Genomic DNA, 22,594 nt, shown 5'->3' with positions numbered 1-22,594 from the left:
AGCTGGCCGGTCCAAATCATCTGGCATTACTTATTATTTCCTAAGGAACCCTGCTTTTATTCAAACGAAAACTGGATGTAATTGATGTTTTTATCGTGTTTCAGATAAATACGTTCATAATGCGTTTTGATTTTTAAAACGTCATCATAAAACTCAGAAGTATACAAATGATCCGTTTTCTTATGGCAAATCAAACCTAATTCCTCCACTTTTTCAACAGTATATGCATACAAACCATCATTATCGGTCTTCAGGTTTACTCGTCCAGCGGGTTTAAGTAAGATTTTATACATCTCTAAAAAGCGATCATAAGTTAATCTTTTCTTCTCTCTGCTGTCCTGAGGCTGAGGATCAGGGAAGGTAATCCAGATCTCATCTATTTCTCCTTTTTCAAAATATTCGGTAAGGTCCTCAATCTGAATCCTTAGAAAAGCAAGGTTTTCAATGTTTTCATCTACCCCTGTTCTTGCGCCTCTCCAGATGCGATTCCCTTTCAAATCAATCCCAATGAAGTTTTTCTCTGGAAAAAATTTCGCCATATTAACGGAGTATTCGCCTTTACCACATGCCAGTTCCAGCACAATAGGCTTTTCATTTTTGAAATGTTCAGCGCCCCATTTACCTTTTAAAGGCTTTCCTTCTTCCATCTGATAGACATTGGAAAAAGTATCTATCTCTGCAAATTTTCTTAATTTATCTTTACCCACTACTAAAATATTTTTATGCAAAAATACAATTAAATCAGTCTCTTAAAGATGATGAGAACTATTTCGTAGTTTTGCCGCTATAATCGAATTTTAATTGGAAAAGAACGCAAAAATATATGTAGCTGGCCATCGTGGTATGGTAGGCTCAGCAATCTATCGTAAGCTGGTTAAGGAAGGATACACCCAACTGATCACCAGAACCTCATCGGAGCTTGATTTGCGCAATCAACAGGATGTGTCCGAATTCTTTGCAGCAGAAAAACCGGAATATGTTTTCCTTGCCGCAGCAAAAGTGGGCGGAATTATTGCTAACAACACTTATAGGGCCGACTTTCTATATGAAAACCTATGCATTCAGAACAATGTGATCCATGAGGCTTACAAAACTGGTGTTAAGAAATTAATGTTCTTAGGTTCAAGCTGTATTTATCCAAAACTGGCTCCGCAACCCTTGAAAGAAGAATACCTGCTAACTGGTCTTTTAGAAGAAACCAATGAGCCTTATGCCATTGCTAAAATTGCAGGAATCAAAATGTGTGAAGCTTACAGAGCGCAATACAACTGTAACTTTATTTCTGTGATGCCGACCAACTTATATGGCTACAACGACAATTATCATCCACAAAACTCACATGTGTTGCCTGCTCTGATCCGTAAATTTCACGAAGCAAAAGTGAATGGTACTGCAGAAGTTAACATCTGGGGTTCAGGATCACCAATGCGTGAATTTCTTTTTGCAGACGATCTGGCAGAAGCTTGTTATTTCCTCATGGAGAATTATAATGAGGCCGGTTTCGTGAATATTGGAACAGGAGAAGACCTCAGTATCAAAGATCTTGCATTAATGATCAAAAAAGTGATTGGCTTTGAGGGGGAATTGACCTTCGATAGTAGTAAACCGGACGGAACGCCTCGTAAATTAATGGATGTTTCTAAACTACATGAGCTAGGCTGGAAACATAAAATAGAACTGGAAGAGGGCATTAAATTGGCTTATCTGGATTTTTTAGCCAAACATATTTAAATCAAAAAAAGCAGAACAGCCAGTCATATAGCTTAAATTGATATCTTTGTTTAATTAGATAAATTTTAGCTATATGACCTTAGTTCAACTGGAATATATTGTTGCTGTAGATACCTACAGAAGCTTTGTTGGTGCCGCAGATAAGTGTTTTGTGACTCAGCCAACATTAAGTATGCAGGTACAAAAGCTGGAAGAGATGCTGAATGTCAAGATTTTTGACCGCAGCAAACAGCCGGTAGTTCCTACAGAGATCGGCGCCCAGATTATCGAACAGGCGAGATTGGTCCTCCAGGAAAGCCAAAAGATCAAAGAAATCATCAGCAGTCAGGAGCAAGACGTTGTTGGAGAACTTAAAGTTGGGATTATTCCTACTGTAGCGCCTTATTTATTACCCAGGGTCATCTCTGGCATGATGGAAAAATTTCCTGATCTTAAGCTCCTCATCTGGGAATATACTACCGAAGACATCATCCACCACCTAAAAACAGGTGTACTGGATTGTGGCATTCTGGCCACTCCCCTTGCCGACAATAACATCAATGAGCTTCCGCTATATTATGAGAACTTTGTCACCTACATTAGCAAAAACAGTAAGTTGTACAAAAAGAAAACCATTGATGCCACTGATTTAGAAGAAGAAAACATCTGGCTATTAAATGAGGGACACTGTATGCGTTCTCAGGTGCTTAACATTTGTCGCTCTACCAAAGACAATCGCCTGCAGGGTTTAACCTATAATACCGGAAGTGTAGAAACACTGATCCGCATGGTGGATGTCAATAACGGAGCAACGCTGCTTCCTGAACTGGCCTTAACAGATCTGAATCCCAAACAGCTCAGTAAGGTACGCCATTTTAAATCGCCGGAACCGGTTAGAGAGATCAGTCTGGTGACCCATAAAAACTTCATTAAGAAACGTATGCTGAACGCCTTAAAAGAAGAAATTCTGGCAATTATTCCGAAGTCAATGAAACAGAAAAAGAGAAAAGACGTGGTTGGCATCTAGTTTTAAAAAAAATAAATGGGTATAAAAAAACAGCCTGTAAGGAATCAAATCCCTACAGGCTGTTCTTATGAAAAACAGGTTGATTACGCTTTTTTGAAGCGATCAGCAACTGCATCCCAGTTTACTACATTCCAGAAAGCTGAAATATAGTCTGGACGTCTGTTTTGATATTTTAAGTAGTAAGCATGTTCCCATACGTCCATACCCAATAGTGGAGTACCTTTTACTTCAGCGATATCCATCAATGGACTATCCTGGTTTGGTGTAGAACATACTGCTAATTTGTTATCTGCAGTAACGATCAACCAAGCCCATCCTGAACCGAAACGGGTAGCACCAGCTTCAGCAAATTTAGTTTTGAAGTCTGCGAAAGAACCGAAAGCTGCATTAATAGCTTCAGCCAATTCTCCTTTAGGCTCACCACCTTTGTTTGGACCTAAAATTGTCCAGAATAAAGAGTGGTTATAGTGACCACCACCGTTGTTTCTTACAGCTGCAGGAAACTTAGAGATGTTTTTAACGATTTCTTCGATGCTTTGATTCGCTTCTGCTTTACCTTCTAAAGCTTTGTTTAAGTTGGTAACGTATGCCTGGTGATGCTTACCATGGTGAATTTCCATTGTAAGTTTATCAATATGCGGTTCTAGTGCATCTGTTGCGTAAGGTAACGCAGGTAATTCAAAAGCCATATTATTATATTTTAAGGTTAAATATTATTTCTTGTACAAATATAACATTCAAACATTACTATTTGTTCAATTCTTTGTCAAGTTAGCCTCTTTTGTTCGCGAAAAACCGCGTCATCAATGCGCCGCATTCCTCTGCCAGCACTCCGCCTTTCAGCACCGTTTTTGGGTGAAGCAATTTGGCATTTTTGGAGGTAAATCCACGTTTCGGTTCCGTTGCGCCATATACCAGACGGCCTATCTGGGTCCAATAGCTTGCGCCAGCACACATTACACATGGTTCAATGGTGACATATAAAACACAATCTTTTAAATACTTACCGCCCAAAGTCTGGGAAGCCGCCGTAAAAGCCTGCATTTCGGCATGAGCGGTCACATCATTCAGCTGCTCTGTCAGGTTATAACCTCTTCCCACAATCCTACCTTTACACACCACTATCGCCCCAATTGGGATCTCCTCTGCATCAAATGCTTTTTGTGCCTCCTGCAAAGCAAGACGCATATAATGTTCATCTTCTGCAGCAGGGTTTTCTTCTTCTGAAAAGTTATAATAACTCATTTACATTAATTTACTGCCGTTAGGCACAGTACCTTTTAAAGTTGTCAGCACAATATCACCATGCTCATCTGCGAAACCTGTCACCAGAAATTCCGACATAAATTTACCGATCTGTTTTTTTGGAAAATTCAGCACAGCTACAATTTGCTGACCTACCAGTTCTTCTTTCGAATAGTGCCTAGTAATTTGCGCGCTGCTCATCTTAATCCCGATATCTCCGAAATCCACTTTCAGCTTATAAGCAGGCTTTCTTGCCTCCGGAAAATCAAAGACTTCCAAAATCGTTCCTGCGCGAAGTTCGACTTTTTCAAAATCATTCCAGGTTATTTCTTCCATGTGCTAAAATTACAACTTATTGCCAAAACGCCAAGTCCTTCCTCTATCTCTATCCAGCTATAGACAAAATAATCCGCTACACTCTTCCCCAGGAATGAGGGAAATCATGGCATCAAGAAAACTAATAAAGTGCAACAAAAAACCAAGCCGATTGTCCCAATTGTGCTGCAGGTTGGGTAGGAGTTGAGTAAGAGTTGAGTAGGAGTTCAGTAGGTTAAACCCTTAGCCAACCCTAACTCAACTCCTACTCAACTCCTACTGAACCCCTCGGGAACCCGCATCTCTTCCCGAACACTTCCCTAACCCTTCCGCAATAAATCAGTCGCTCATCCTGAAGTCTGAAAGCCTAATTATTTTGTTAATTTTGTCCGCAATCAGAACACCATGGTACCCATCCAACAACTTGCTTATTTTGCTTTGGCAGCCTTAGTGCTGGTCCTCAGTCCGGGCCCAAATATGGTATACCTGATTTCCCGATCCATCACACAAGGCCGCAACGCCGGACTGGTTTCTTTAGCCGGATTAATGTGTGGTTTTCTTTTTCATATTTTTATGGTGGCCTTCGGCCTGACAGCCGTTTTATTTGCAGTTCCCCATGCCTTCACCCTGATCAAGGTTTTAGGAGTGCTGTACTTACTTTACCTGGCCTATCAATCGGTTAAACCGAATGGGAGACCCCTTTTCGAGGCCAATACCACATTAGTAAATGACCCGCCATCAAGGCTTTTCAAAATTGGCGTAATCACAACAATGCTCAATCCTAAAGTGGCGGTATTCTATTTATCTTTATTTCCCTATTTCATCAAGCCAGAATATGGATCGGTATTTATTCAAAGTATACAACTCGGACTTACACAAGTGAGCATCAGCGCTTCAATTAATTTCTTAATCGTATTGACCGCTGCACAGGTTGCCCGATTCTTTGCGAATAATCCAACCTGGGTAAAGGTTCAAAAATGGGTGATGGCGAGTGTATTGGTCGGTATGGCCATAAAAATGGCCTTGAGTGCAGCAGAATAATATCCTCTGCGGAGATCAAAGCCAGCAAACTAAAAAGAGCATTGTTTTTCCTAACTTTGCAGCATGATTGATGTAATACTTAAAAAAGGAAAAGAAAAAGCGGCAATGCTTCACCATCCCTGGATCTTTTCAGGAGCGATTGATAAAATTAAAGGGAAGCCAGAAAATGGTGAAATCGTTAAAGTTTGTGCTGCATCCGCAGAATTTCTTGCCTATGCGTATTACAATGCCGAATCCAGGGTAGCATTGAGGTTGATGGAATGGGACGAAAGCAAGACCATTGACAAATCATGGTATCAGTTAAAACTTCGTGATGCAATTGCTTCCAGACAGCATTTACTCAACGAAAATACCAATACCTGCAGGTTGGTATTCAGTGAAGCCGATTTCCTTCCTGGATTAATCGTAGATAAATATGCCGATTTCCTTTCCCTTCAAATCCTGAGCTCAGGAATGGAAAATGCAAAGCAGGAACTCATTGAAATCCTGATCGAGGAGTTAAACCCGAGAGGAATTTTTGATAAGAGTGATGCTGGTGCACGTAAACATGAAAACCTGGAAGCCACTCAAGGCTTGCTTTGGGGCGAAACGCCACCGGAATTCATTGAAGTTAAAGAGAATGGTATTTCTTACCACATCAATATTGCTGACGGACAAAAATCGGGTTTCTATTGCGACCAACGCGACAACCGCGATATTCTTGCGGCATATACCAGGGATAAAAAGGTGTTAGACTGTTTCTGCTACAGCGGCGGTTTTACTTTAAATAGCTTAAAACAAGGTGCCGCACATGTAACCAGTGTGGATAGTTCTGCATTAGCGATTGAAACCTTACAGCATAACCTATCTTTAAACGGATTGGAAGCCTCCCGCCAGGAAAGCATTCAATCAGATGTCAACAAACAGTTGCGTGCTTTTAAAGAAGAAGGTAAAAAGTTCGACGTAATTGTATTGGATCCGCCTAAATATGCTCCTTCACGTTCTGCATTAGACAGAGCTGCAAGAGCTTATAAAGATTTAAACAGGTTAGGCATGCTGTTGCTTGAAAAAGGTGGCATCCTGGCTACTTTCTCTTGCTCTGGTGCCGTAGATATGGAAACCTTCAAGCAAATCATTGCCTGGGCTGCTTTAGACGCAGGTAGAGAAGTGCAAATATTGAAACAATTTAACCAACCAGAAGATCACCCGGTAAGACTTTCTTTCCCGGAAGGTGAATACCTGAAAGGTTTATTACTGAGAGTCCTTTAGTTGGTCGGTTCTTTGGAATCTTCAGACAATTGATCATATTCCCCTTTCAGCGCATAATAGCCGAATATTACCAGGCCTGCGCTGATTGGGATAAAAATAAACAAGATAATCCCCCATTGCAAAGCCGTATTGGTCTTATGTACTCCCTCCTCGGCAAGACCTACCTTTTCATAAGCCTGCATAAATAAAAAGATGATAGATGCAGGTCCTAGCAGCATCCAAACCAATCCCAGTCCTTTTTTTAATCCATTCATAGTTTTGTAGGTTAATCTGCGATTTCTGCTTCCACAGGTTTTTTATTAGACAAATAAACAGCGCCAATTACAAAGCTCAAGGCGGCAATTCCGATAGGATACCATAGCCCGGATAATGGCGTAGAACCAGAAAAACTGGCAATCAAAGTAGCTATAAATGGAACCAATCCACCAAACACCCCATTTCCTACATGATAAGGCAGAGACATGGAAGTATACCTGATTTTTGTAGGGAACAATTCCACTAAAAAAGCAGCAATAGGCCCATAAACCATGGTCACCAATAGTATCTGGAAGAAAATCAGCAGTACAAATTTCCAGAACACCTGGGTAGATAGTTTTTTGTCCTTCAGAACCTCCGGGTGCATTTCAACCGGCTGATCGGGGGCCGCAAATTTAGTATGTGATGTTACTTTATGATAGCTGCTGCCATCAACCAGGGTCACAATTACAGTACTGGTAATTAAACTATCTGTAGTCCCCTTAACTGCGGTCCGGCTGACTACTGGCGCCTCAACATTTAAAATATCCTCCTGAGTTACTTTACTCAAATCTGTATCATCTAAAAAGATCTGGTAAATAGGCCGGTAAAAGATGATCCCCAACAACATTCCCGTAAGCATGATCCACTTTCTTCCCACCTTATCACTCCAGGAACCAAAGATCACAAAGAAAGGGGTGGCAAAAGCAATTCCCCAAAGTAAAATATACCTGGAGTCATTGAAATCAACCTTACAGGTATTCTCGATAAAGGATTGCGCATAAAATTGCCCGGTATACCAGATTACTCCTTGTCCCATTGTGGCTCCAAAAAGAGCTAAAAGCACCATTTTAAAGTTCGCTTTATGATTGAAACTCTCTTTTAAAGGGTTCTTCGAAACTTTTCCTTCTGTTTTCAATTTTGTAAACATAGGAGATTCATGCATTTTCATCCTGATATAAATGGATACACCAACCAGGAGAATTGACAATAGAAATGGAATTCTCCAACCCCAGTCGGCAAAAACATCAGCACCCAACAAGTTTTTTGTCAATACAATTACCCCTAAAGAGAGAAACAGACCTCCAGTAGCGGTCGTTTGAATCCAGCTGGTAAAAAATCCTCTTTTATTCACTGGGGCATGTTCAGCTACATAAGTGGCTGCGCCTCCATATTCTCCTCCCAATGCCAGACCTTGTACCAAACGCAAGATCAACACTAAAATCGGTGCCGCATAACCAATACTCGAATAAGAAGGGATCAGACCGATTAAAAAGGTGGAACCACCCATCAACACCAAAGTCAGCAAAAACGTGTATTTACGGCCAATTAAATCGCCAAGGCGACCAAATACAAGCGCACCAAAGGGCCTGACAATAAAACCGGCGGCAAATATAGCCAGCGTATTGATCAATGCTGAAGCTCCTGCATCTGCAGGAAAGAGCTGTGCGCCAATGATGGTGGCCAGGCTGCCAAAAATGTAAAAATCATACCATTCGATCAATGTCCCCAGAGAAGAGGCACCGATGACTTTGAAAATACTGTTCTTCTGTAGATCCGGGTTCATACGTTAAGGAAATATTTGGCTTCTGAATTAAAGCTACTATTTATTCTTAACTATTAACTGTCAATAAAAGGAATTTGCAAAAAAAGAGCCAGATCATTTATAGAATCTAAATGATTTGGCTCTTTTGATTATAATTTGATACTAAAAGAAGGCTTATTCTTCTTCTCGGAAATAGACCTTATAATAGCTCATCGACTTATCATCGTCATAGCCCTTCTCAATCAGCTCTTTATCTCCGTGGATATAGATATGAAAGTTCTTATCGAGCTTCAGCACACTTTTATAAGCCCTGGTCTGTTTTTTCACCGCAGCACCTGAGATGTCAAAGGTATCAGCAATCGGACTATCAAATTCCTCCTCATAACTCTTTTTATAGTTCTTGAAAGACTCAATTCCCTCAGCATTGCCAATTACCTCATTTGAAAACTCATCCAGGTCGAAACTCTCTTTTTCCTTGAAATATTTCATGGATTTATTCAGCAAATCAATTTTATCTGCTTTAGAAATATCAAATTCCTGATCTAGTTTTTCGGTAACAAAGTTCTTATATACCCCCAATACACTGCTTGTCTGGTTAAAGTTGTCATTTCTGATTTTCAATTTCAGGAACTCATCTTTCCAATATACTGCTTCTGCGCTTTTATTGGTCTGATCAATTACCGCTACGCGGAAACCTTGTTCCTTATCCGTATTAAAGACCAGACAACCTTTATCCAGTTTATTGATATTGATGGCGTCTTCTTCATAACCCAAACCAAAACCTCCATCTTCAGGATAGACTTTTAGAAATGGCTCCTTGGTTTCTGATTTAAAAATCCCGATGGCATCATGAAGCTCCCCTTCAATCTGCACATTTTCAAAGTACGCCACATACAATTCTCCTGGTTTAATTTTCGGGTGTCCTGAAACATCATAGAGAAACTTTGCCAGTTCCATGCTGTTTTCATGAAAGGTAGTTCCATCCTCAAAAATTTTAGCCGCAAAATGATACACCTCATTCAGATTCAGATCTACATTAGGATGGGTAAAATGATAAATCTCGTTCACCTTCGAGAAAGGACCTAAAAAATACTGCTGCAATAAATTGCTCAGCATATTGTCCTTTACAGGAATTGACTTTTCGGATAATACATAAAACTCATCTTGTGCCTTGTTTCCAATGCGATGTATTGATAATTCAGCCAGTGCGGCTTCAAAAAAAGAAATCATGCGGTAAAATTACTGGTTTTCGTGTGGAGTATTTCTAAGTTCTACTGGTTTATTGCTTTTCTTCATTTTCAGGTTCAGCATTTCTACTAAAACAGAAAAGGCCATCGCAAAATAGATATATCCCTTAGGAATGTGCTGATCTAAGCCTTCTGCAAGCAGCGAAACGCCAATCAACAGCAGAAAGGATAAAGCCAGCATTTTCACCGTCGGATGTTTGTTCACGAAATTACTAATTGCGGATGCCGATACCAACATGATCAATACGGCAATAATTACTGCTGCAATCATAATTTCGATATGATCTGCCATTCCCACAGCTGTAATTACAGAATCCAGCGAAAATACGACGTCCAAAATCAGAATCTGAATGATAATTCCCAGAAAAGAATGTACTTTTCCTTTGATTCCACCTTCTTCTTCGCCTTCCAGCTTCTGGTGGATCTCATGGGTACTCTTGTAAATCAGGAACAACCCACCGATGATGAGGATTAAATCCCTACCGGAAATTGCCAGTTTTGCCAGCCATTCTGCATGACTAATGCCAATCCAATCACCTACATTAAATAATGGTGCAGTTAGTTTCATCACCCAGGTTAACGACAATAATAACAGTACTCTGGTGATCATGGCCAATCCTAAGCCTATCTGCCGTGCTTTTTTCTGTTGATCAACAGGCAGTTTTCCTGCTAAAATTGAGATAAATACGATGTTGTCAATACCCAATACAATCTCTAGTATGGTTAAGGTAATGAGCGAGATCCAGGCCTCCGGGCTATTAAAAATTTCCATGTGATGTCAAATAAATCAAACGACTAAGATATAAAAAAAGCCTGCTGAATTTACCAGCAGACTTTGGCTTAAATCGTTTGTTTCTGACAAAAATAGAGCTTAATTAAAAGTTATTCCGCCATAATTACTCCGGATATTAATACTTCCATTTCCACCATTTCCAATTTTACCACTGTAATTTTTCGTACTTCCGTTTTCCGAAACCAATCTTGAATCTACATTCGAACCCGGTTTGAAGCCTCCATAGCTGGTTTTAACCTCAAAATCACTGTTAAAATTGCTGGCGAAACCAAGAGAGATTCCGGTATAATTAGCATTTACAGTTAAATTTCTACAGGCTGGAAGGATATTATCTACCGATAACTTGTTATAGCTCAGGTTAAAATTCCCATCTCCTTTTAAACTCCCCAATTTTACCGTTGTATACTGCGCATTGATGTTCAACTTATTGACCGTGCCAATAGTGATGTTATTGTATTGTTGTTTTATCGTCGCATTCCCATTAACAGTAGCGACATTTACGTTAGTATATTGCGCATCCAGATCCAGGTTGCTTACACTGCCGATATTCAATCCATTTCCATATTGCTGTTTAATCACAGCATCTCCTTTTATGGTACCAATCGCCACGCCCACATATTGTGCATCCAGTTCAAGGGTACCTACCGTACCTAATTTCAGGGAAGCACCATATTGCTGCCTGATCACCCCTTTGTTCAAATGACCAATATCTGTTTGGCCGTATTGCACATTGACATAGTTATTGGTACTATTTAAGCTTCCTGCAACTAATGATCCATATTGAACTCTGGCTGATATTGGCCCAGAGAAATCCGCTATGTTTAGTCCGCCATACTGGTTGCTTACCGTTAATGGCATATTTGATGGCATGTATACCACATAATTTACTTTCACTTCCCTTCTCCAAACCACTTTACCATTTTTTACCTGACTACCATAACGGCCATCTCTTATTCCAATATTTGTTTTGAAGGTAATCTGATCCCCGGACTTTCCCGCATCAATACTGGTTTCATCCAATAAACGCTGTGCATCATCGGCGTCCTTGCTATAGGCTTTGATGTCGACATCCACCTTTACTTCTCTTTTATCCCATGTTTTGATCACTACAGCACCATATTTATTGCTGATGTTCAATTTATCACCGGCGTCAACTGTAAAAGTTTTAGAGAAAGTTTTTGATTTCCCCGGATCTTCGGCATCATCCTGACGATTACTGTCCTGATGATTCATAGGAGGCAATGGTGGCAGCGGCGGCAAAGCCACAATTGGCCCTACGTTTAAATCTACCTGCAGAGGAACCATGACGGCCATCCTCGGCGCGTCGTTCAGTTCTTTTACCACCGACTGGGCGCCGGCAAAATTGGCAGCCAATAACAGGCCACTCATTCCCCAAACTAACTTTTTCATATTTGATTCTCCTCTTTGATTTGATTCACTTCATTGATGATCGACAATTGCTGATTGATCACCTGTAACTGCAGTTCCAGATTTTTTACCATTGCCCTTACTACTACCTCTTGATTCGGACTATGCTGTAATTCTTTTTTTAATTTTTCATAATCACTGTCCAGCTGGTTCAAATCTGCGCTGAACTTTGCGTACAACACAGGGTTTCGCTTTGCATACACCTGCAGGCTATCCTTCTTCTCTTCAATCAGACTGGCAAACTTCATTTCCTTCTTTCCATAACCTGGATTGATATCGGCAATTTCAAGCTCCTGTTTTCCTCCATTACGAGAGGTATACATAAAAATAACCGTCATGATCAGCATCAGCGATGCAGCTATACTGAACCAGAATGGCATTGTCGATTTTTTTTTTACTTTCTCTTTGTCTAAGCCGGCATCAATTCTTGCCCATAACTGATCAGATGGTGTTTTAAAATCAAACTCCTTTTTGTTTTCCTTAATGTACTCTTCAATACTCCTCTTGTTCATCTCTATACCCCTCTCTTTACTAATAAACCATTTAATTTCATCTTCGCCCGCATATACTGTGTTCTGGAAGTGCTCTCTGCTATTTTCAAAATATGAGCAATCTCCTCATGATCATAACCTTCAAATAAATACAGGCTGAGTACTACACGGTAACGGTCCGGAAGCTCCGCAATAGCCGCTCTTACTTCCTCGACCTTCCACTCCAGTTCTTCTTCGTCCTGGTCTACCGGTTCTGCCACATCTACTGTTTCCAGACATACAAACTCTACTTTCCGTTTCCGGAGGTAATTGATCGATTTATTGATCACAATTTGTTTCAGCCAAAGGCCGAACGTTGTATCTCCTCTAAAGCTCTCTATTCTGGTAAAAGCATCCAGAAATGCTTCCTGCAAGACATCTTCCGCCTCATCATCAAAATTCACTATCCTAAGCGCGACGTTATACATAGCCTTTGCATACAATTTGTAAATTTCAAATTGCGCTTTCCGGTTTCCTTGCCGGCACTCCTGAACGAGTGTTACGTGTTTATCGATGTATGCAGTTTCCAATGTTTTCCAATTCGCTATATATGACAAATGATTTTTTAAAACGTTGCAGCTTCAACAAAAATATTTTCAATATACTGAGCTAAATTCAATGAGGGTTGAAATATCCGGTTCAAAATCAATATTTTTGGGACTTAATACTTTTAATAATGTTAAGAACAACTACTTGCGGAGCTCTAACTATTGAGAATTTAGGTGAAAATGTAATCTTATGTGGCTGGGTACAAAAATCCAGAGACTTAGGAGGGATGACTTTTATTGACATCCGCGACAGATACGGGATTACCCAACTTGTTTTCAATATGGACGACAACCGGGAATTATGCGAGGCAGCACGTAGCCTGGGCAGGGAATTTGTAATTAAAGCCAGCGGTCTTGTAGTAGAACGCTCCAACAAAAACCTGAAAATGCCTACAGGTGAAATCGAAATTAAAATCACTGCATTAGAAATACTGAACGCAGCAAAGTTACCTCCATTCATGATCGATGATGAAACTGATGGCGGTGATGATTTGCGTATGAAATATCGTTACCTGGATTTACGTAGAAATCCAATCCGTAACAACATGGTGTTGCGCCATAAAATGGCACAAGCCGTTCGTCGTTATTTAGACAATCTGGACTTTATTGAGGTAGAAACCCCGGTATTAATCAAATCTACACCAGAAGGTGCAAGAGATTTTGTGGTACCAAGCAGAATGAACGAAGGACAGTTTTATGCCCTTCCACAGTCGCCGCAAACGTTCAAGCAGTTGCTGATGGTGTCTGGTTTCGACCGTTATTTCCAGATCGTTAAATGTTTCAGAGATGAGGATTTACGCGCAGACAGACAGCCGGAATTTACGCAGATCGATTGCGAAATGTCTTTCATCGAACAAGAAGATATCTTAAATACTTTTGAAGGATTAATCCGCACCTTGTTCAAAGATTTGAAAGACTTTGATCTACCTGAGGTTCCAAGAATGCAATATTCAGATGCCATGAAATTTTATGGTTCTGATAAACCAGATACCCGTTTCGACATGCAATTTGTGGAGCTGACGGAATTGGTAAAAGGCAAGGATTTCCCTGTTTTTGACAGTGCAGAGTTGATCATCGGAATCAATGCCAAAGGTTGCGCAAGCTATACCAGGAAACAGATGGACGAGTTAACTGAGTTTGTAAAACGTCAGCAAATTGGTGCAACAGGACTAATTTATATGCGTCATAATGAAGATGGTACTTTAAAATCTTCTGTAGATAAATTTTACAATGAGGAGGAGCTGAAAAAATGGTCGGAAGCAATGAATACCCAAGCGGGTGATTTAGTGTTGATCATGGCTGGCCTGACCGATAAAGTACGCAAGCAATTGAGTGAATTACGCCTGGAAATGGGTACACGCCTTGGTTTACGCGATAAAAATAAATTCAGTGCACTTTGGGTATTGGACTTCCCGCTATTAGAATGGGATGAAGAATCTGAACGCTACCATGCCATGCACCACCCATTCACTTCTCCAAAACCAGAAGACATTGCCTTATTGGATACCGATCCAGGAAATGTAAGAGCTAACGCTTATGATATGGTGGTTAATGGTACTGAAATTGGTGGAGGCTCAATTCGTATACACGATAGAGCGCTACAAGCCTTAATGTTCAAGCATTTAGGTTTTTCTCCAGAAGATGCACAACAACAATTTGGCTTCCTCATGGACGCTTTCGAATTTGGAGCGCCTCCACATGGTGGTATTGCTTTTGGATTTGACCGTTTATGTTCAATTTTTGCAGGATTAGAAAGCATCCGTGATGTGATCGCTTTCCCGAAAAACAACTCTGGAAGAGATGTGATGATTGATAGTCCATCTACTATTGATGAAAAACAAATGAAAGAACTGAAAATCCAAACCACAGCGTAATCGATTTTCAGGAAAAAAACTGATTCATAACTGGTTATCAACACCCTAACGATTGGTTTAAGCATAAAAAAAGGAAGCTTTTCAGCTTCCTTTTTTTTATATCTGTAATTTTAATAGGTTTCACTATCAGGTGGAATGCCGTAATCGACCTCCAGCGCTTGCTTTTCTGTTGTTTTCTTTGATTTACCAAACCAGGAAGTAACAGAATTAAATATAGCAGATAAATGCTCCGCGTCAAGCGACTTTCCTAGCTTCCCTGAAGCCAAACCAACCAAAGCCTTCGTAACGATGCCAGATCCTTTGAAAAAGGTGCTGTTCATAATTAAAGGAAGCGCCATGGAAAGGACTTTGCTACTGATGTTGAATTTATCATCAATTTTAAGAAAGGCTGATGGGGTCGCATACTTCTTTATAAATCCGTTTAAAGTAAACTGATGGAGGTATTGTTTAGCATCTCCTTTCAATGCTTCTTCCTTGCCCTTATATTGAGATTTTAGCAGACGCACCTGCAGATGTAAGTCTTCCAGGTTGTTGATATTATACTTTCGGTTCATCGTCCTCCTCCTTATCTGCTAGTTTATTAAAATAGCGTTTGATGGTAAAATTAATGATGGCCTTTTCAATGTATTTCTCTTTTGTAAAATAAACAATCAATGCCAATAAAAGGTAAATCAACGCCACACAGCCAAAACCTCTGGTATTACTACCCAGAACATCCGATAAAAACAGGGCTAAAGTAAAAGTACCAAACAGGAAGGCCAGCAAAAAGCAAATGGCCACCGCAGCATTGGTGACAAGATCAGCGAACATTTTAGAGCCACGCTCAATCAGGTATAAACGGGTATACTCCAGTCGCGTATTGACGTACTCTTTGGCATCACCTACCAATCCCTCCAGATCTTTTTCTTTATTTTCCTGCATTTTAGTTGGATTTTGCAATAATTTATGCGTGTTCTAAATCGTCCTGAAACTCTTCTTCTTCTTTACGAAGTTTCTCTTTCACACTACCTACAACTTTATCCTTTAAGCTCGCCAATTGATTAATTTCATCTGCAGCTCTATCTCTGATGGTATCCCCTAGATCTTTTAATGACTGGCTCAACTTATCTCTTGTTTCACTTCCCTTTTCCGGGGCAAACAGCAATCCCAATGCCGCACCCGCAGCTAAACCGGCTAAAAGCCCAATTAATACTTTTGAATTATCATTCATGACATTTACATTTTGTGTTGAATACTTATTTTGTTGATGCTGGAATATAGTAATTATAACGATTCCTCTTCGGAAATTGTTTTAATTCTTTCGAATCTTTCCGCCGCCAAGGCACTGCTTTCGTATATTTTGATCAATAATACGAAGTATGACAATAGCAATGGGCCGAAGACCAAACCTAATATTCCAAACAAGGGTACACCAATAACTACGCCAATTACGGTGATGATGGGGTGGATATTTCCAACTTTTTTGGCGATGATGAAACGCAAAACATTATCGATATTGATAATCACCACAAAGCCAAAGATGAGCATTGCCCAACCAGCAAAATTGTTTCCATTGGCCAGTTGCAGTAAAGCAGCAGGCACAAAAACCACTGGGGGGCCTAAGATGGGCACAAAAGAAATAAACATGGTGATCACTCCCCAGAATAAGGGGTCGGAATAACCCAGCACATAAAAAGCCAGGCTGACCAGGGATCCTTGAACAACGGTAATTAACCCTTGTCCCAACACATTGGAATAAGTAGTATTCCTCATCTCTTCTGCAAAGCGCAAGGCATTCTGTGCCCTGAAAGGGGCATATTTGATCAATGAAGCTTCGAATTTCTCCCGTTCTACCAGCATGAAGTACAATAGGAAATACATAATAATCAGGCCTAAAACGATGTTAAATGCGCCTGAAATTAAGGAAGGAAAGAGTTCCGTGGCCCAGGTTCCAGCTTTTTTTAATCCTTCTTCTACCAGATTCTGAAAATCACTATTTAATGGGATCAGGTGTTTTAACTTGAAAAGTAGGTTTTTAAAATAGATGTGATCACTTTGCAATTCCGCAATTTTCTGGATCACCATCGTACTTAATGCATAAAAAGGCAGGATCAGCACGATCACAGAGGTAAATAAAAGTAGAAGAGCAGAAAATCGTTTGTTCCATTTCTTCTCTTCTACCAGATAGATATAAGCAGGTCTCAGAATCGTAAACAAGATCAGGGTGCTTAAAATAGATCCAAAAATCCCCTGTATGGAATAAGCGATTAAGCACCCAAGGGCGATAATAATCACCAGATTGATGTTATTCCTTTGTTTGTGAGTGAATAAAGACATGCTACACGCTTAACTCTCCAAATTGATGGCTCTCATTTTATTGTAAAGGGTCTTCCTGTCGATATTCAGGATCTTTGCCGCTTTAGTTTTATTAAAATTAACTTCTCTTAATACTTTTAAAATCGCTTCATATTCTGCTTCCAGCGCTGCATTCTTCAGGTCTCTTGGTTTTTCCGTTCTCGCAATAGAGGTTTCCATCGCCGAAGCTTTGGCATAAGTAGAAATTTCCAATGGCAGGGCTTTCAATTGAATTTCTTGCGTTTCCGTCAGTAAAGAAGCTCTTCTCACAACGTTTTTCAGCTCTCTTACGTTACCTGGCCAGTTATACGTCATAAAACATTCCTCCACTTCAGGAGAGAATCCGTGAATTTTGCGATTTAACTCCTGATTTGCTCCTTTTAAAAAGGTATCAGCAAAGACCATAATGTCATTTCCACGTTGCCTCAATGGTGGGAGGCTCAAAGAGAATTCATTAAATCTATGGTATAAATCTTCTCTGAATTTCCCTTTTTGAATGGCATCCGAAAGGTTTTCATTCGTAGCCACAATGATTCTAACATCCAATTCTATTTCTTTGGTGCTGCCAATTCTCTTGATCTTACGCTCCTGAACCGTTCTTAATAAGGCTGCCTGAATCTCATAAGAGAGATTTCCTACTTCATCCAAAAATAAAGTACCCCCATTAGCCATCTCAAAATGCCCAATCTTGGTATATAATGCACCCGTGAATGAGCCTTTTTCATGACCAAAAAACTCACTTCCTGCGAGCTCTTTAGTTAAAGATCCACAGTCCATGGCCACAAAAGGCTGGTCTTTTCGCGGACTATTCAGGTGAATGGCCATCGCTACCGATTCTTTACCGGTTCCACTTTCACCAGTCAAGATCACACTATAAGTGGTTGGTGCCACCAGATGAATCTGCCTTTGCAGTTCCTTGGAAGCTCCACTCGCTCCGATCACGAAATTTTCGGTATGGTTATATTCTTGTTTATGTCCCTTCTGTTTTGGTACTTCCGTCTGAATTTCCAACCTATTTTCATTTAAGGCCATCTGTGTATCAATCGCCTTATTGATGGTATTTAAAATTTCATCCGGGTATAAAGGCTTAGTGATATAATCATAAGCGCCCAGCTTAATGAGTTCCACAGCCAGTTTAATATCAGAATATCCTGTAATAATGATTACTCCAGTGCCGGGATAGCTTTCTTTGATCTTGATCAGCATTTCCTTACCATCTGTATCTTCCAGACGGTAATCACATAAGACCAGGTCATAGCTTTCCTTTGCCAGATATTCCATCGCTGAAACACCACTTGTAGCTGTTGAGACGCTAAATGAATTTCGCGTTAAAAACTTAGATAGTAATAACCCAATGTTTATCTCGTCGTCAACAATCAATATTTTTCTCATAGGGAAATAAAATAGTTTAGTCCATTATAACTAGATAAATATAAATATTTTTTTTGTATGGGAAAAATTTTCTACACTTTTTAATCTGATGACCTATAAAAAGGGCAATTCTTATTGCATAAAAAAACCCATTGAAAAAAGATCAAATGGGTTCAATATCAGGTTAAAATAGATTTATTTCCCTAAAAATACTGCTTTCCTCTTTTCTAAGAATGCAGAAGTACCTTCTTTAAAATCATTTGTATCAAAACACTTACCAAACTCTTTAATTTCCGTCTCAAACCCATTTTCATCATAGCGAATAGCAGCATTTGTTGCCCGGATTGCACTAGCGATTGCCAATGGAGCGCGAAGTTTAATTTTTGACAGGATTTCTTCCGATTTGCTCAGCAACTCATCTGCCGGAACAACATGATTAACAAGACCAATTTTTTCGGCTTCTGCAGCAGTAATCATATCCGCAGTAGTGATCATTTCAATCGCCTTTCCTTTTCCAACCAATTGTGTAAGTCGCTGTGTACCTCCATAACCAGGAATCAGGCCTAAGGTCACTTCCGGCAAGCCTAATTTTGCACTTTCGGATGCAATACGAATATGACAGGCCATGGCCAATTCCAGGCCACCACCTAAAGCAAAACCATTAATTGCAGCTATAACGGGCTTCGGACAATTTTCAATCGCGTCAAAGACCTGATTTTGACCATTTCTCGCCAATTCTTCTCCTTCTTCCCCTGAATAGGCCGCAAATTCAGAAATATCTGCCCCCGCAACAAAAGCTTTTGCTCCGGCACCAGTTAATAAAACTGCTCTTACCTCCTCATTCTGCGCTGCATAAGCAATGACATCTGCCAATTCAGATAATGTCTCTTTATTGAGGGCATTCAATTTTTGCTCCCTGTTAATGGTCACATATAATACGGATGCTTTGATTTCTGATAAAAGATTATTGTAGGCCATAGGTTTCTTTAAAAAGTTTAAAAATTTCTGTTTTCGGCTACCCAGTTTTTGATGTAGCTGGTAATGGTTTCCATCGTTGTCCCGGGAGCAAATAATTCCCCAACGCCCATCGCCTTTAATTTGTCCATATCACTTTCAGGAATGATGCCCCCACCAGTCAGCAGGATATCCGTCAGACCTTTTTGTTTCATGATTTCTACTATTTTGGGAAAGACAGTCATGTGTGCTCCGGATAAAATCGAGACCCCAATTGCATCCACATCTTCTTGTAAAGCGGTGTTAACCACCATCTCTGGTGTTTGTCGAAGACCAGTATAAATCACTTCCATTCCGGCATCCCTCAAAGAAGTAGCAATGATTTTTGCACCTCTATCGTGCCCATCCAATCCAACTTTAGCCACTAAAACCCGAATGGGTCTGTTTAATGTGTTGCTCATAAAATATACGAATAGTAGGTTGTAAATGTAAGTAAATTAGCGGTTTTATGTTAACTTTGAAGACTAAATTTACAGTTTTTATGAGTGAGGAAAGATCATTGAACTTTATTGAAGAGATCATTGAAAACGATTTGAAGAGTGGAAAATACGAGACCCTTGTTACTCGTTTTCCACCTGAACCAAATGGTTATTTACACATCGGACACGCGAAGGCGATTTGCCTGAACTTCGGTCTGACTAAAAAGTATGGTGGCTATACAAACCTTAGGTTTGACGATACCAACCCGGTAACTGAAAAAACAGAATACGTAGATAGTCAGCAGGAAGACATTAAATGGCTTGGTTTTCAGTGGAAAAATGAACTGTATACTTCAGATTACTTTGATACTTTATATGATTTTGCCGTTAAATTGATCGAAAAAGGCCTGGCTTATATCGATGACAGTACAGCGGAAGAAATTGCTGCATTGAAAGGTACACCTACAGAACCTGGAACAGACAGCCCATACCGTTCCCGCAGTATTGCAGAAAATCTGGACCTGTTTGCCCGTATGAAAGCCGGTGAATTCCCAGATGGCGCACGTACTTTAAGGGCGAAGGCTGATATGTCCAGCCCGAATATGATCATGCGTGATCCGATTATTTATCGTATAAAACATGCAGAACATCACCGCACAGGTAACAAATGGTGCATTTATCCCATGTACGATTTTGCACACGGACAAAGTGATAGTATAGAACAGATTACACATTCGATCTGTACTTTAGAGTATGTATCTCACCGTGAGCTGTACGACTGGTTTATTGAACACCTGGAAATCTTCCCTTCCAAACAATATGAATTTGCCCGTTTAAACCTTTCTTATACGGTAATGAGTAAAAGAAAGCTACTTCAATTGGTAAATGAGGGTGTAGTAAGCGGATGGGATGACCCACGTATGCCTACCATCAGCGGCTTAAGAAGAAGAGGCTTTACTCCGGAAAGTATCCGTGAATTCTGCGAAAGAATTGGAATCGCCAAAAGAGAAAACCTGATCGAGCTAAGCTTATTGGAATTCTGTGTTCGTGAACACCTGAATAAAACGGCCAATAGAGTAATGGCGGTCTTGGATCCAATTAAATTAGTCATTACCAATTATCCTGAAGGACAGGAAGAAACTTTGCATGGTGAAAACAACCCTGAAGCAGAGGATAAAGGCGGAATCAGAGATATTCCATTCAGCAATGAATTATGGATTGAACGCGAAGATTTCATGGAGGAACCAGCTAAAAAATGGTTCAGACTAGCGCCGGGTGCTACTGTAAGACTAAAACACGCTTATATAGTGCAATGCGAAAGCTTCGTTAAAGATGCAGAAGGCAATGTCACAGAGGTTCATTGTACTTACATTCCTGAATCGAAAAGCGGTGAAGATACCAGCGGTATCAACGTGAAAGGAACGATCCATTGGGTAAGTACAAAACATGCTAAAAAAGCCGAAATCAGAACTTACGATCGCCTGTTTAGCGTAGAGTCTCCGGATTCCGAAGAAGGTGATTTCAAAGATTACCTAAACCCAGAGAGCGTTGAGGTGATCAAAGAAGCTTTTATTGAGCCTTACCTGGCCAATGCAGACCTGGATTCAAGATACCAGTTCATCCGTAAAGGATATTACTGTGTAGATAAGGATTCTACTCCTGATCATCTGATCTTTAACCGTACGGTTGGATTGAAAGATGCCTGGGCAAAAGCAAAAAAATAAGGACTTCAAATACAAATAAGGCCCGATCAACTTCATCAGTTGATCGGGCCTTATTATTTACTAGTCATTACGCTGAAGCTATAAGAGCACAACTTAGCGAAAGCTAATTATAGGTATTTAGTATATAAATTGTACAAGATGAGTTTATCAGCCGGAGTCAACACAGGACTGATATCAGTTTGTACGAAATGTATTTTGAAGGCTACAATTGCAGCGGCTACGTTACTCACATTGTAGCCGATTGCTTTCAATGCCAGATCTGTGTTAAAATCTGCAGGAGGCATTTTCAACACATCATCATACCATAATCCAAATCCTTTTTTTGCTAAAACTTTCCATGGGAAATTTAACGGATCTATTTTACGTCTTGGCGCAACATCTGAATGGCCAATAAAATTGGCTGAAGGAATATTGTATTTTTTCTTCAATGCAGCCAGCAGTGTCACCAGACTCTTGATCTGTGCATCTGCGAAAGGCTCTTTGCCATTATTATCCAGTTCAATCCCAATCGAAGAAGAGTTCAGATCGGTATCATTCCCCCATTTGCCTACTCCTGCATGGTTAGAGCGCAGGTATTCATTTACCATTTGAACCACCTTACCATCTCTGCCAACCACATAATGTGCACTCACTTCCGCTTTTTTATTCAGAAATGTTTTCACCGTTTGATTCAAAGAGTCCTGTGCAGTATGATGCAGTATGACAAAATTTGGCCGGCGCATCCCGAAATTAACAGAACCAATCCAATCCTGCATTGTAGGATCAAGTGTCTCTTTGGCTTGTTTTGAGGGCGGAGTAGATTTGATAATTTCAGCAAAACCAGTCGCCTGTTCTTTATAGATTTTATTGGTCGCAGCATACTTATTGGTAGAACACGAGGCCATAAAAAACAAGGGAAATATAAATAGAGCTGCGCTTTTAATTGGATGATTTTGTATCATAGTGG

25 protein-coding genes are annotated in these 22,594 nt (G+C 40.1%); 6 read left to right on the top strand and 19 right to left on the bottom strand.

All coding sequences use genetic code 11. The features are described 5' to 3' along the window. Positions 1–56: 56 nt before the first annotated feature. Complete coding sequence (gene trmB, locus R2Q94_RS01165) at positions 57–707, bottom strand: tRNA (guanosine(46)-N7)-methyltransferase TrmB (protein WP_316819968.1); 651 nt, start codon at positions 705–707, stop codon at positions 57–59. A 94-nt stretch (positions 708–801) separates the two neighbouring features. Here trmB and R2Q94_RS01160 point away from each other — a divergent pair, with 94 nt between their 5' ends. Both R2Q94_RS01160 and R2Q94_RS01155 read left to right on the top strand, forming a co-directional pair. Continuing rightward, complete coding sequence (locus R2Q94_RS01160; protein ID WP_316819600.1) at positions 802–1,731, top strand: GDP-L-fucose synthase; 930 nt, start codon at positions 802–804, stop codon at positions 1,729–1,731. Positions 1,732–1,804: 73 nt separating this feature from the next. After that, the gene (locus tag R2Q94_RS01155) at positions 1,805–2,737 is read left to right on the top strand and encodes a hydrogen peroxide-inducible genes activator (protein ID WP_316819599.1); all 933 of its coding nucleotides are present in this window, start codon (positions 1,805–1,807) and stop codon (positions 2,735–2,737) included. Between the two features lie 83 nt (positions 2,738–2,820). On the opposite strand, the gene R2Q94_RS01150 is transcribed toward R2Q94_RS01155, so the two are convergent. From R2Q94_RS01150 to R2Q94_RS01140, 3 genes are all read right to left on the bottom strand, one after another. After that, the gene (locus tag R2Q94_RS01150; RefSeq protein ID WP_316819598.1) at positions 2,821–3,426 is read right to left on the bottom strand and encodes a superoxide dismutase; all 606 of its coding nucleotides are present in this window, start codon (positions 3,424–3,426) and stop codon (positions 2,821–2,823) included. Between the two features lie 82 nt (positions 3,427–3,508). Further along, a complete protein-coding gene (locus R2Q94_RS01145; RefSeq protein ID WP_316819597.1) occupies positions 3,509–3,982 on the bottom strand; it encodes a nucleoside deaminase in 474 nt (157 codons plus the stop codon). After that, positions 3,983–4,318 carry a tRNA-binding protein gene (locus tag R2Q94_RS01140; RefSeq protein WP_316819596.1) on the bottom strand — a complete coding sequence of 112 codons (336 nt, stop codon included), beginning with the start codon at positions 4,316–4,318 and terminating at the stop codon, positions 3,983–3,985. It abuts the gene before it with no gap. Positions 4,319–4,702: 384 nt separating this feature from the next. On the opposite strand from R2Q94_RS01140, the gene R2Q94_RS01135 reads away from it, so the two are divergent. Together R2Q94_RS01135 and R2Q94_RS01130 are read left to right on the top strand one after the other, a co-directional pair. Beyond that, a complete protein-coding gene (locus R2Q94_RS01135; RefSeq protein ID WP_316819595.1) occupies positions 4,703–5,338 on the top strand; it encodes a LysE family translocator in 636 nt (211 codons plus the stop codon). Between the two features lie 63 nt (positions 5,339–5,401). After that, on the top strand, positions 5,402–6,586 hold the full coding sequence (locus R2Q94_RS01130) for a class I SAM-dependent rRNA methyltransferase (RefSeq protein WP_316819594.1): 1,185 nt from the start codon (positions 5,402–5,404) through the stop codon (positions 6,584–6,586). Here the strand turns inward: R2Q94_RS01130 and R2Q94_RS01125 are convergent. The 7 genes from R2Q94_RS01125 to R2Q94_RS01095 all read right to left on the bottom strand — a co-directional run bounded on the left by R2Q94_RS01125 (position 6,583) and on the right by R2Q94_RS01095 (position 12,894). Next, positions 6,583–6,840 (bottom strand): DUF6814 family protein, encoded by a 258-nt coding sequence (locus tag R2Q94_RS01125; protein WP_316819593.1) that lies wholly within the window; start codon positions 6,838–6,840, stop codon positions 6,583–6,585. The two genes, R2Q94_RS01130 and R2Q94_RS01125, sit on opposite strands and share 4 nt — an antisense overlap. 11 nt (positions 6,841–6,851) lie before the next feature. After that, complete coding sequence (locus tag R2Q94_RS01120) at positions 6,852–8,387, bottom strand: MFS transporter (protein ID WP_316819592.1); 1,536 nt, start codon at positions 8,385–8,387, stop codon at positions 6,852–6,854. Positions 8,388–8,540: 153 nt separating this feature from the next. Then, entirely contained in the window at positions 8,541–9,596 is a 1,056-nt protein-coding gene (locus R2Q94_RS01115; protein WP_316819591.1) for a nucleoid-associated protein, read from the bottom strand. A gap of 9 nt (positions 9,597–9,605) precedes the next feature. Beyond that, on the bottom strand, positions 9,606–10,385 hold the full coding sequence (locus R2Q94_RS01110) for a TerC family protein (RefSeq protein WP_316819590.1): 780 nt from the start codon (positions 10,383–10,385) through the stop codon (positions 9,606–9,608). Positions 10,386–10,484: 99 nt separating this feature from the next. Next, a complete protein-coding gene (locus R2Q94_RS01105) occupies positions 10,485–11,816 on the bottom strand; it encodes a hypothetical protein (protein ID WP_316819589.1) in 1,332 nt (443 codons plus the stop codon). Continuing rightward, positions 11,813–12,346 (bottom strand): hypothetical protein, encoded by a 534-nt coding sequence (locus R2Q94_RS01100; protein ID WP_316819588.1) that lies wholly within the window; start codon positions 12,344–12,346, stop codon positions 11,813–11,815. The genes R2Q94_RS01105 and R2Q94_RS01100 overlap by 4 nt, the downstream gene beginning before the upstream one ends. A gap of 2 nt (positions 12,347–12,348) precedes the next feature. Further along, positions 12,349–12,894, bottom strand: coding sequence for an RNA polymerase sigma factor (locus R2Q94_RS01095; protein WP_316819587.1), 546 nt, complete (start codon positions 12,892–12,894; stop codon positions 12,349–12,351). 146 nt (positions 12,895–13,040) lie between these two features. Here R2Q94_RS01095 and aspS point away from each other — a divergent pair, with 146 nt between their 5' ends. Beyond that, positions 13,041–14,786, top strand: coding sequence for an aspartate--tRNA ligase (gene aspS / locus R2Q94_RS01090; RefSeq protein ID WP_316819586.1), 1,746 nt, complete (start codon positions 13,041–13,043; stop codon positions 14,784–14,786). Positions 14,787–14,896: 110 nt separating this feature from the next. On the opposite strand, the gene R2Q94_RS01085 is transcribed toward aspS, so the two are convergent. From R2Q94_RS01085 to R2Q94_RS01055, 7 genes are all read right to left on the bottom strand, one after another. Continuing rightward, on the bottom strand, positions 14,897–15,340 hold the full coding sequence (locus R2Q94_RS01085; protein WP_316819585.1) for a hypothetical protein: 444 nt from the start codon (positions 15,338–15,340) through the stop codon (positions 14,897–14,899). Next, positions 15,324–15,707, bottom strand: a complete 384-nt coding sequence (locus R2Q94_RS01080; RefSeq protein WP_316819584.1) for a phage holin family protein — start codon at positions 15,705–15,707, stop codon at positions 15,324–15,326. The genes R2Q94_RS01085 and R2Q94_RS01080 overlap by 17 nt, the downstream gene beginning before the upstream one ends. 22 nt (positions 15,708–15,729) lie before the next feature. Next, the gene (locus R2Q94_RS01075) at positions 15,730–15,996 is read right to left on the bottom strand and encodes a YtxH domain-containing protein (RefSeq protein WP_316819583.1); all 267 of its coding nucleotides are present in this window, start codon (positions 15,994–15,996) and stop codon (positions 15,730–15,732) included. A gap of 53 nt (positions 15,997–16,049) precedes the next feature. Next, a complete protein-coding gene (locus tag R2Q94_RS01070) occupies positions 16,050–17,102 on the bottom strand; it encodes an AI-2E family transporter (protein ID WP_316819582.1) in 1,053 nt (350 codons plus the stop codon). A 9-nt stretch (positions 17,103–17,111) separates the two neighbouring features. Then, positions 17,112–18,512, bottom strand: coding sequence for a sigma-54 dependent transcriptional regulator (locus R2Q94_RS01065; protein WP_316819581.1), 1,401 nt, complete (start codon positions 18,510–18,512; stop codon positions 17,112–17,114). Positions 18,513–18,686: 174 nt separating this feature from the next. After that, positions 18,687–19,469 carry an enoyl-CoA hydratase/isomerase family protein gene (locus tag R2Q94_RS01060; RefSeq protein WP_316819580.1) on the bottom strand — a complete coding sequence of 261 codons (783 nt, stop codon included), beginning with the start codon at positions 19,467–19,469 and terminating at the stop codon, positions 18,687–18,689. Between the two features lie 17 nt (positions 19,470–19,486). Beyond that, on the bottom strand, positions 19,487–19,906 hold the full coding sequence (locus R2Q94_RS01055) for a cobalamin B12-binding domain-containing protein (protein WP_316819579.1): 420 nt from the start codon (positions 19,904–19,906) through the stop codon (positions 19,487–19,489). Between the two features lie 80 nt (positions 19,907–19,986). On the opposite strand from R2Q94_RS01055, the gene R2Q94_RS01050 reads away from it, so the two are divergent. Continuing rightward, a complete protein-coding gene (locus tag R2Q94_RS01050; protein ID WP_316819578.1) occupies positions 19,987–21,648 on the top strand; it encodes a glutamine--tRNA ligase/YqeY domain fusion protein in 1,662 nt (553 codons plus the stop codon). A gap of 107 nt (positions 21,649–21,755) precedes the next feature. Here the strand turns inward: R2Q94_RS01050 and R2Q94_RS01045 are convergent, their stop codons facing one another. Further along, positions 21,756–22,589, bottom strand: coding sequence for an N-acetylmuramoyl-L-alanine amidase (locus R2Q94_RS01045; protein ID WP_316819967.1), 834 nt, complete (start codon positions 22,587–22,589; stop codon positions 21,756–21,758). Positions 22,590–22,594 lie beyond the last annotated feature (5 nt).

This window comes from Pedobacter gandavensis, from assembly GCF_032678465.1.
GTDB classification, from domain to species: Bacteria; Bacteroidota; Bacteroidia; order Sphingobacteriales; family Sphingobacteriaceae; genus Pedobacter; species Pedobacter gandavensis_B.
Note: the sequence above shows the minus strand (reverse complement) of the source record. Positions and strands in the feature narration are given on the sequence as shown.

Coding starts and splice junctions, on each gene's coding strand:
- R2Q94_RS01155 (WP_316819599.1), top strand. CDS start 1,805: ATGACCTTAGTTCAACTGGAATATATTGTTGCTGTAGATACCTACAGA.
- R2Q94_RS01150 (WP_316819598.1), bottom strand. CDS start 3,426: ATGGCTTTTGAATTACCTGCGTTACCTTACGCAACAGATGCACTAGAA.
- R2Q94_RS01145 (WP_316819597.1), bottom strand. CDS start 3,982: ATGAGTTATTATAACTTTTCAGAAGAAGAAAACCCTGCTGCAGAAGAT.
- R2Q94_RS01140 (WP_316819596.1), bottom strand. CDS start 4,318: ATGGAAGAAATAACCTGGAATGATTTTGAAAAAGTCGAACTTCGCGCA.
- R2Q94_RS01135 (WP_316819595.1), top strand. CDS start 4,703: ATGGTACCCATCCAACAACTTGCTTATTTTGCTTTGGCAGCCTTAGTG.
- R2Q94_RS01130 (WP_316819594.1), top strand. CDS start 5,402: ATGATTGATGTAATACTTAAAAAAGGAAAAGAAAAAGCGGCAATGCTT.
- R2Q94_RS01125 (WP_316819593.1), bottom strand. CDS start 6,840: ATGAATGGATTAAAAAAAGGACTGGGATTGGTTTGGATGCTGCTAGGA.
- R2Q94_RS01120 (WP_316819592.1), bottom strand. CDS start 8,387: ATGAACCCGGATCTACAGAAGAACAGTATTTTCAAAGTCATCGGTGCC.
- R2Q94_RS01115 (WP_316819591.1), bottom strand. CDS start 9,596: ATGATTTCTTTTTTTGAAGCCGCACTGGCTGAATTATCAATACATCGC.
- R2Q94_RS01110 (WP_316819590.1), bottom strand. CDS start 10,385: ATGGAAATTTTTAATAGCCCGGAGGCCTGGATCTCGCTCATTACCTTA.
- R2Q94_RS01105 (WP_316819589.1), bottom strand. CDS start 11,816: ATGAAAAAGTTAGTTTGGGGAATGAGTGGCCTGTTATTGGCTGCCAAT.
- R2Q94_RS01100 (WP_316819588.1), bottom strand. CDS start 12,346: ATGAACAAGAGGAGTATTGAAGAGTACATTAAGGAAAACAAAAAGGAG.
- aspS (WP_316819586.1), top strand. CDS start 13,041: ATGTTAAGAACAACTACTTGCGGAGCTCTAACTATTGAGAATTTAGGT.
- R2Q94_RS01085 (WP_316819585.1), bottom strand. CDS start 15,340: ATGAACCGAAAGTATAATATCAACAACCTGGAAGACTTACATCTGCAG.
- R2Q94_RS01080 (WP_316819584.1), bottom strand. CDS start 15,707: ATGCAGGAAAATAAAGAAAAAGATCTGGAGGGATTGGTAGGTGATGCC.
- R2Q94_RS01075 (WP_316819583.1), bottom strand. CDS start 15,996: ATGAATGATAATTCAAAAGTATTAATTGGGCTTTTAGCCGGTTTAGCT.
- R2Q94_RS01070 (WP_316819582.1), bottom strand. CDS start 17,102: ATGTCTTTATTCACTCACAAACAAAGGAATAACATCAATCTGGTGATT.
- R2Q94_RS01065 (WP_316819581.1), bottom strand. CDS start 18,512: ATGAGAAAAATATTGATTGTTGACGACGAGATAAACATTGGGTTATTA.
- R2Q94_RS01060 (WP_316819580.1), bottom strand. CDS start 19,469: ATGGCCTACAATAATCTTTTATCAGAAATCAAAGCATCCGTATTATAT.
- R2Q94_RS01055 (WP_316819579.1), bottom strand. CDS start 19,906: ATGAGCAACACATTAAACAGACCCATTCGGGTTTTAGTGGCTAAAGTT.
- R2Q94_RS01050 (WP_316819578.1), top strand. CDS start 19,987: ATGAGTGAGGAAAGATCATTGAACTTTATTGAAGAGATCATTGAAAAC.
- R2Q94_RS01045 (WP_316819967.1), bottom strand. CDS start 22,589: ATGATACAAAATCATCCAATTAAAAGCGCAGCTCTATTTATATTTCCC.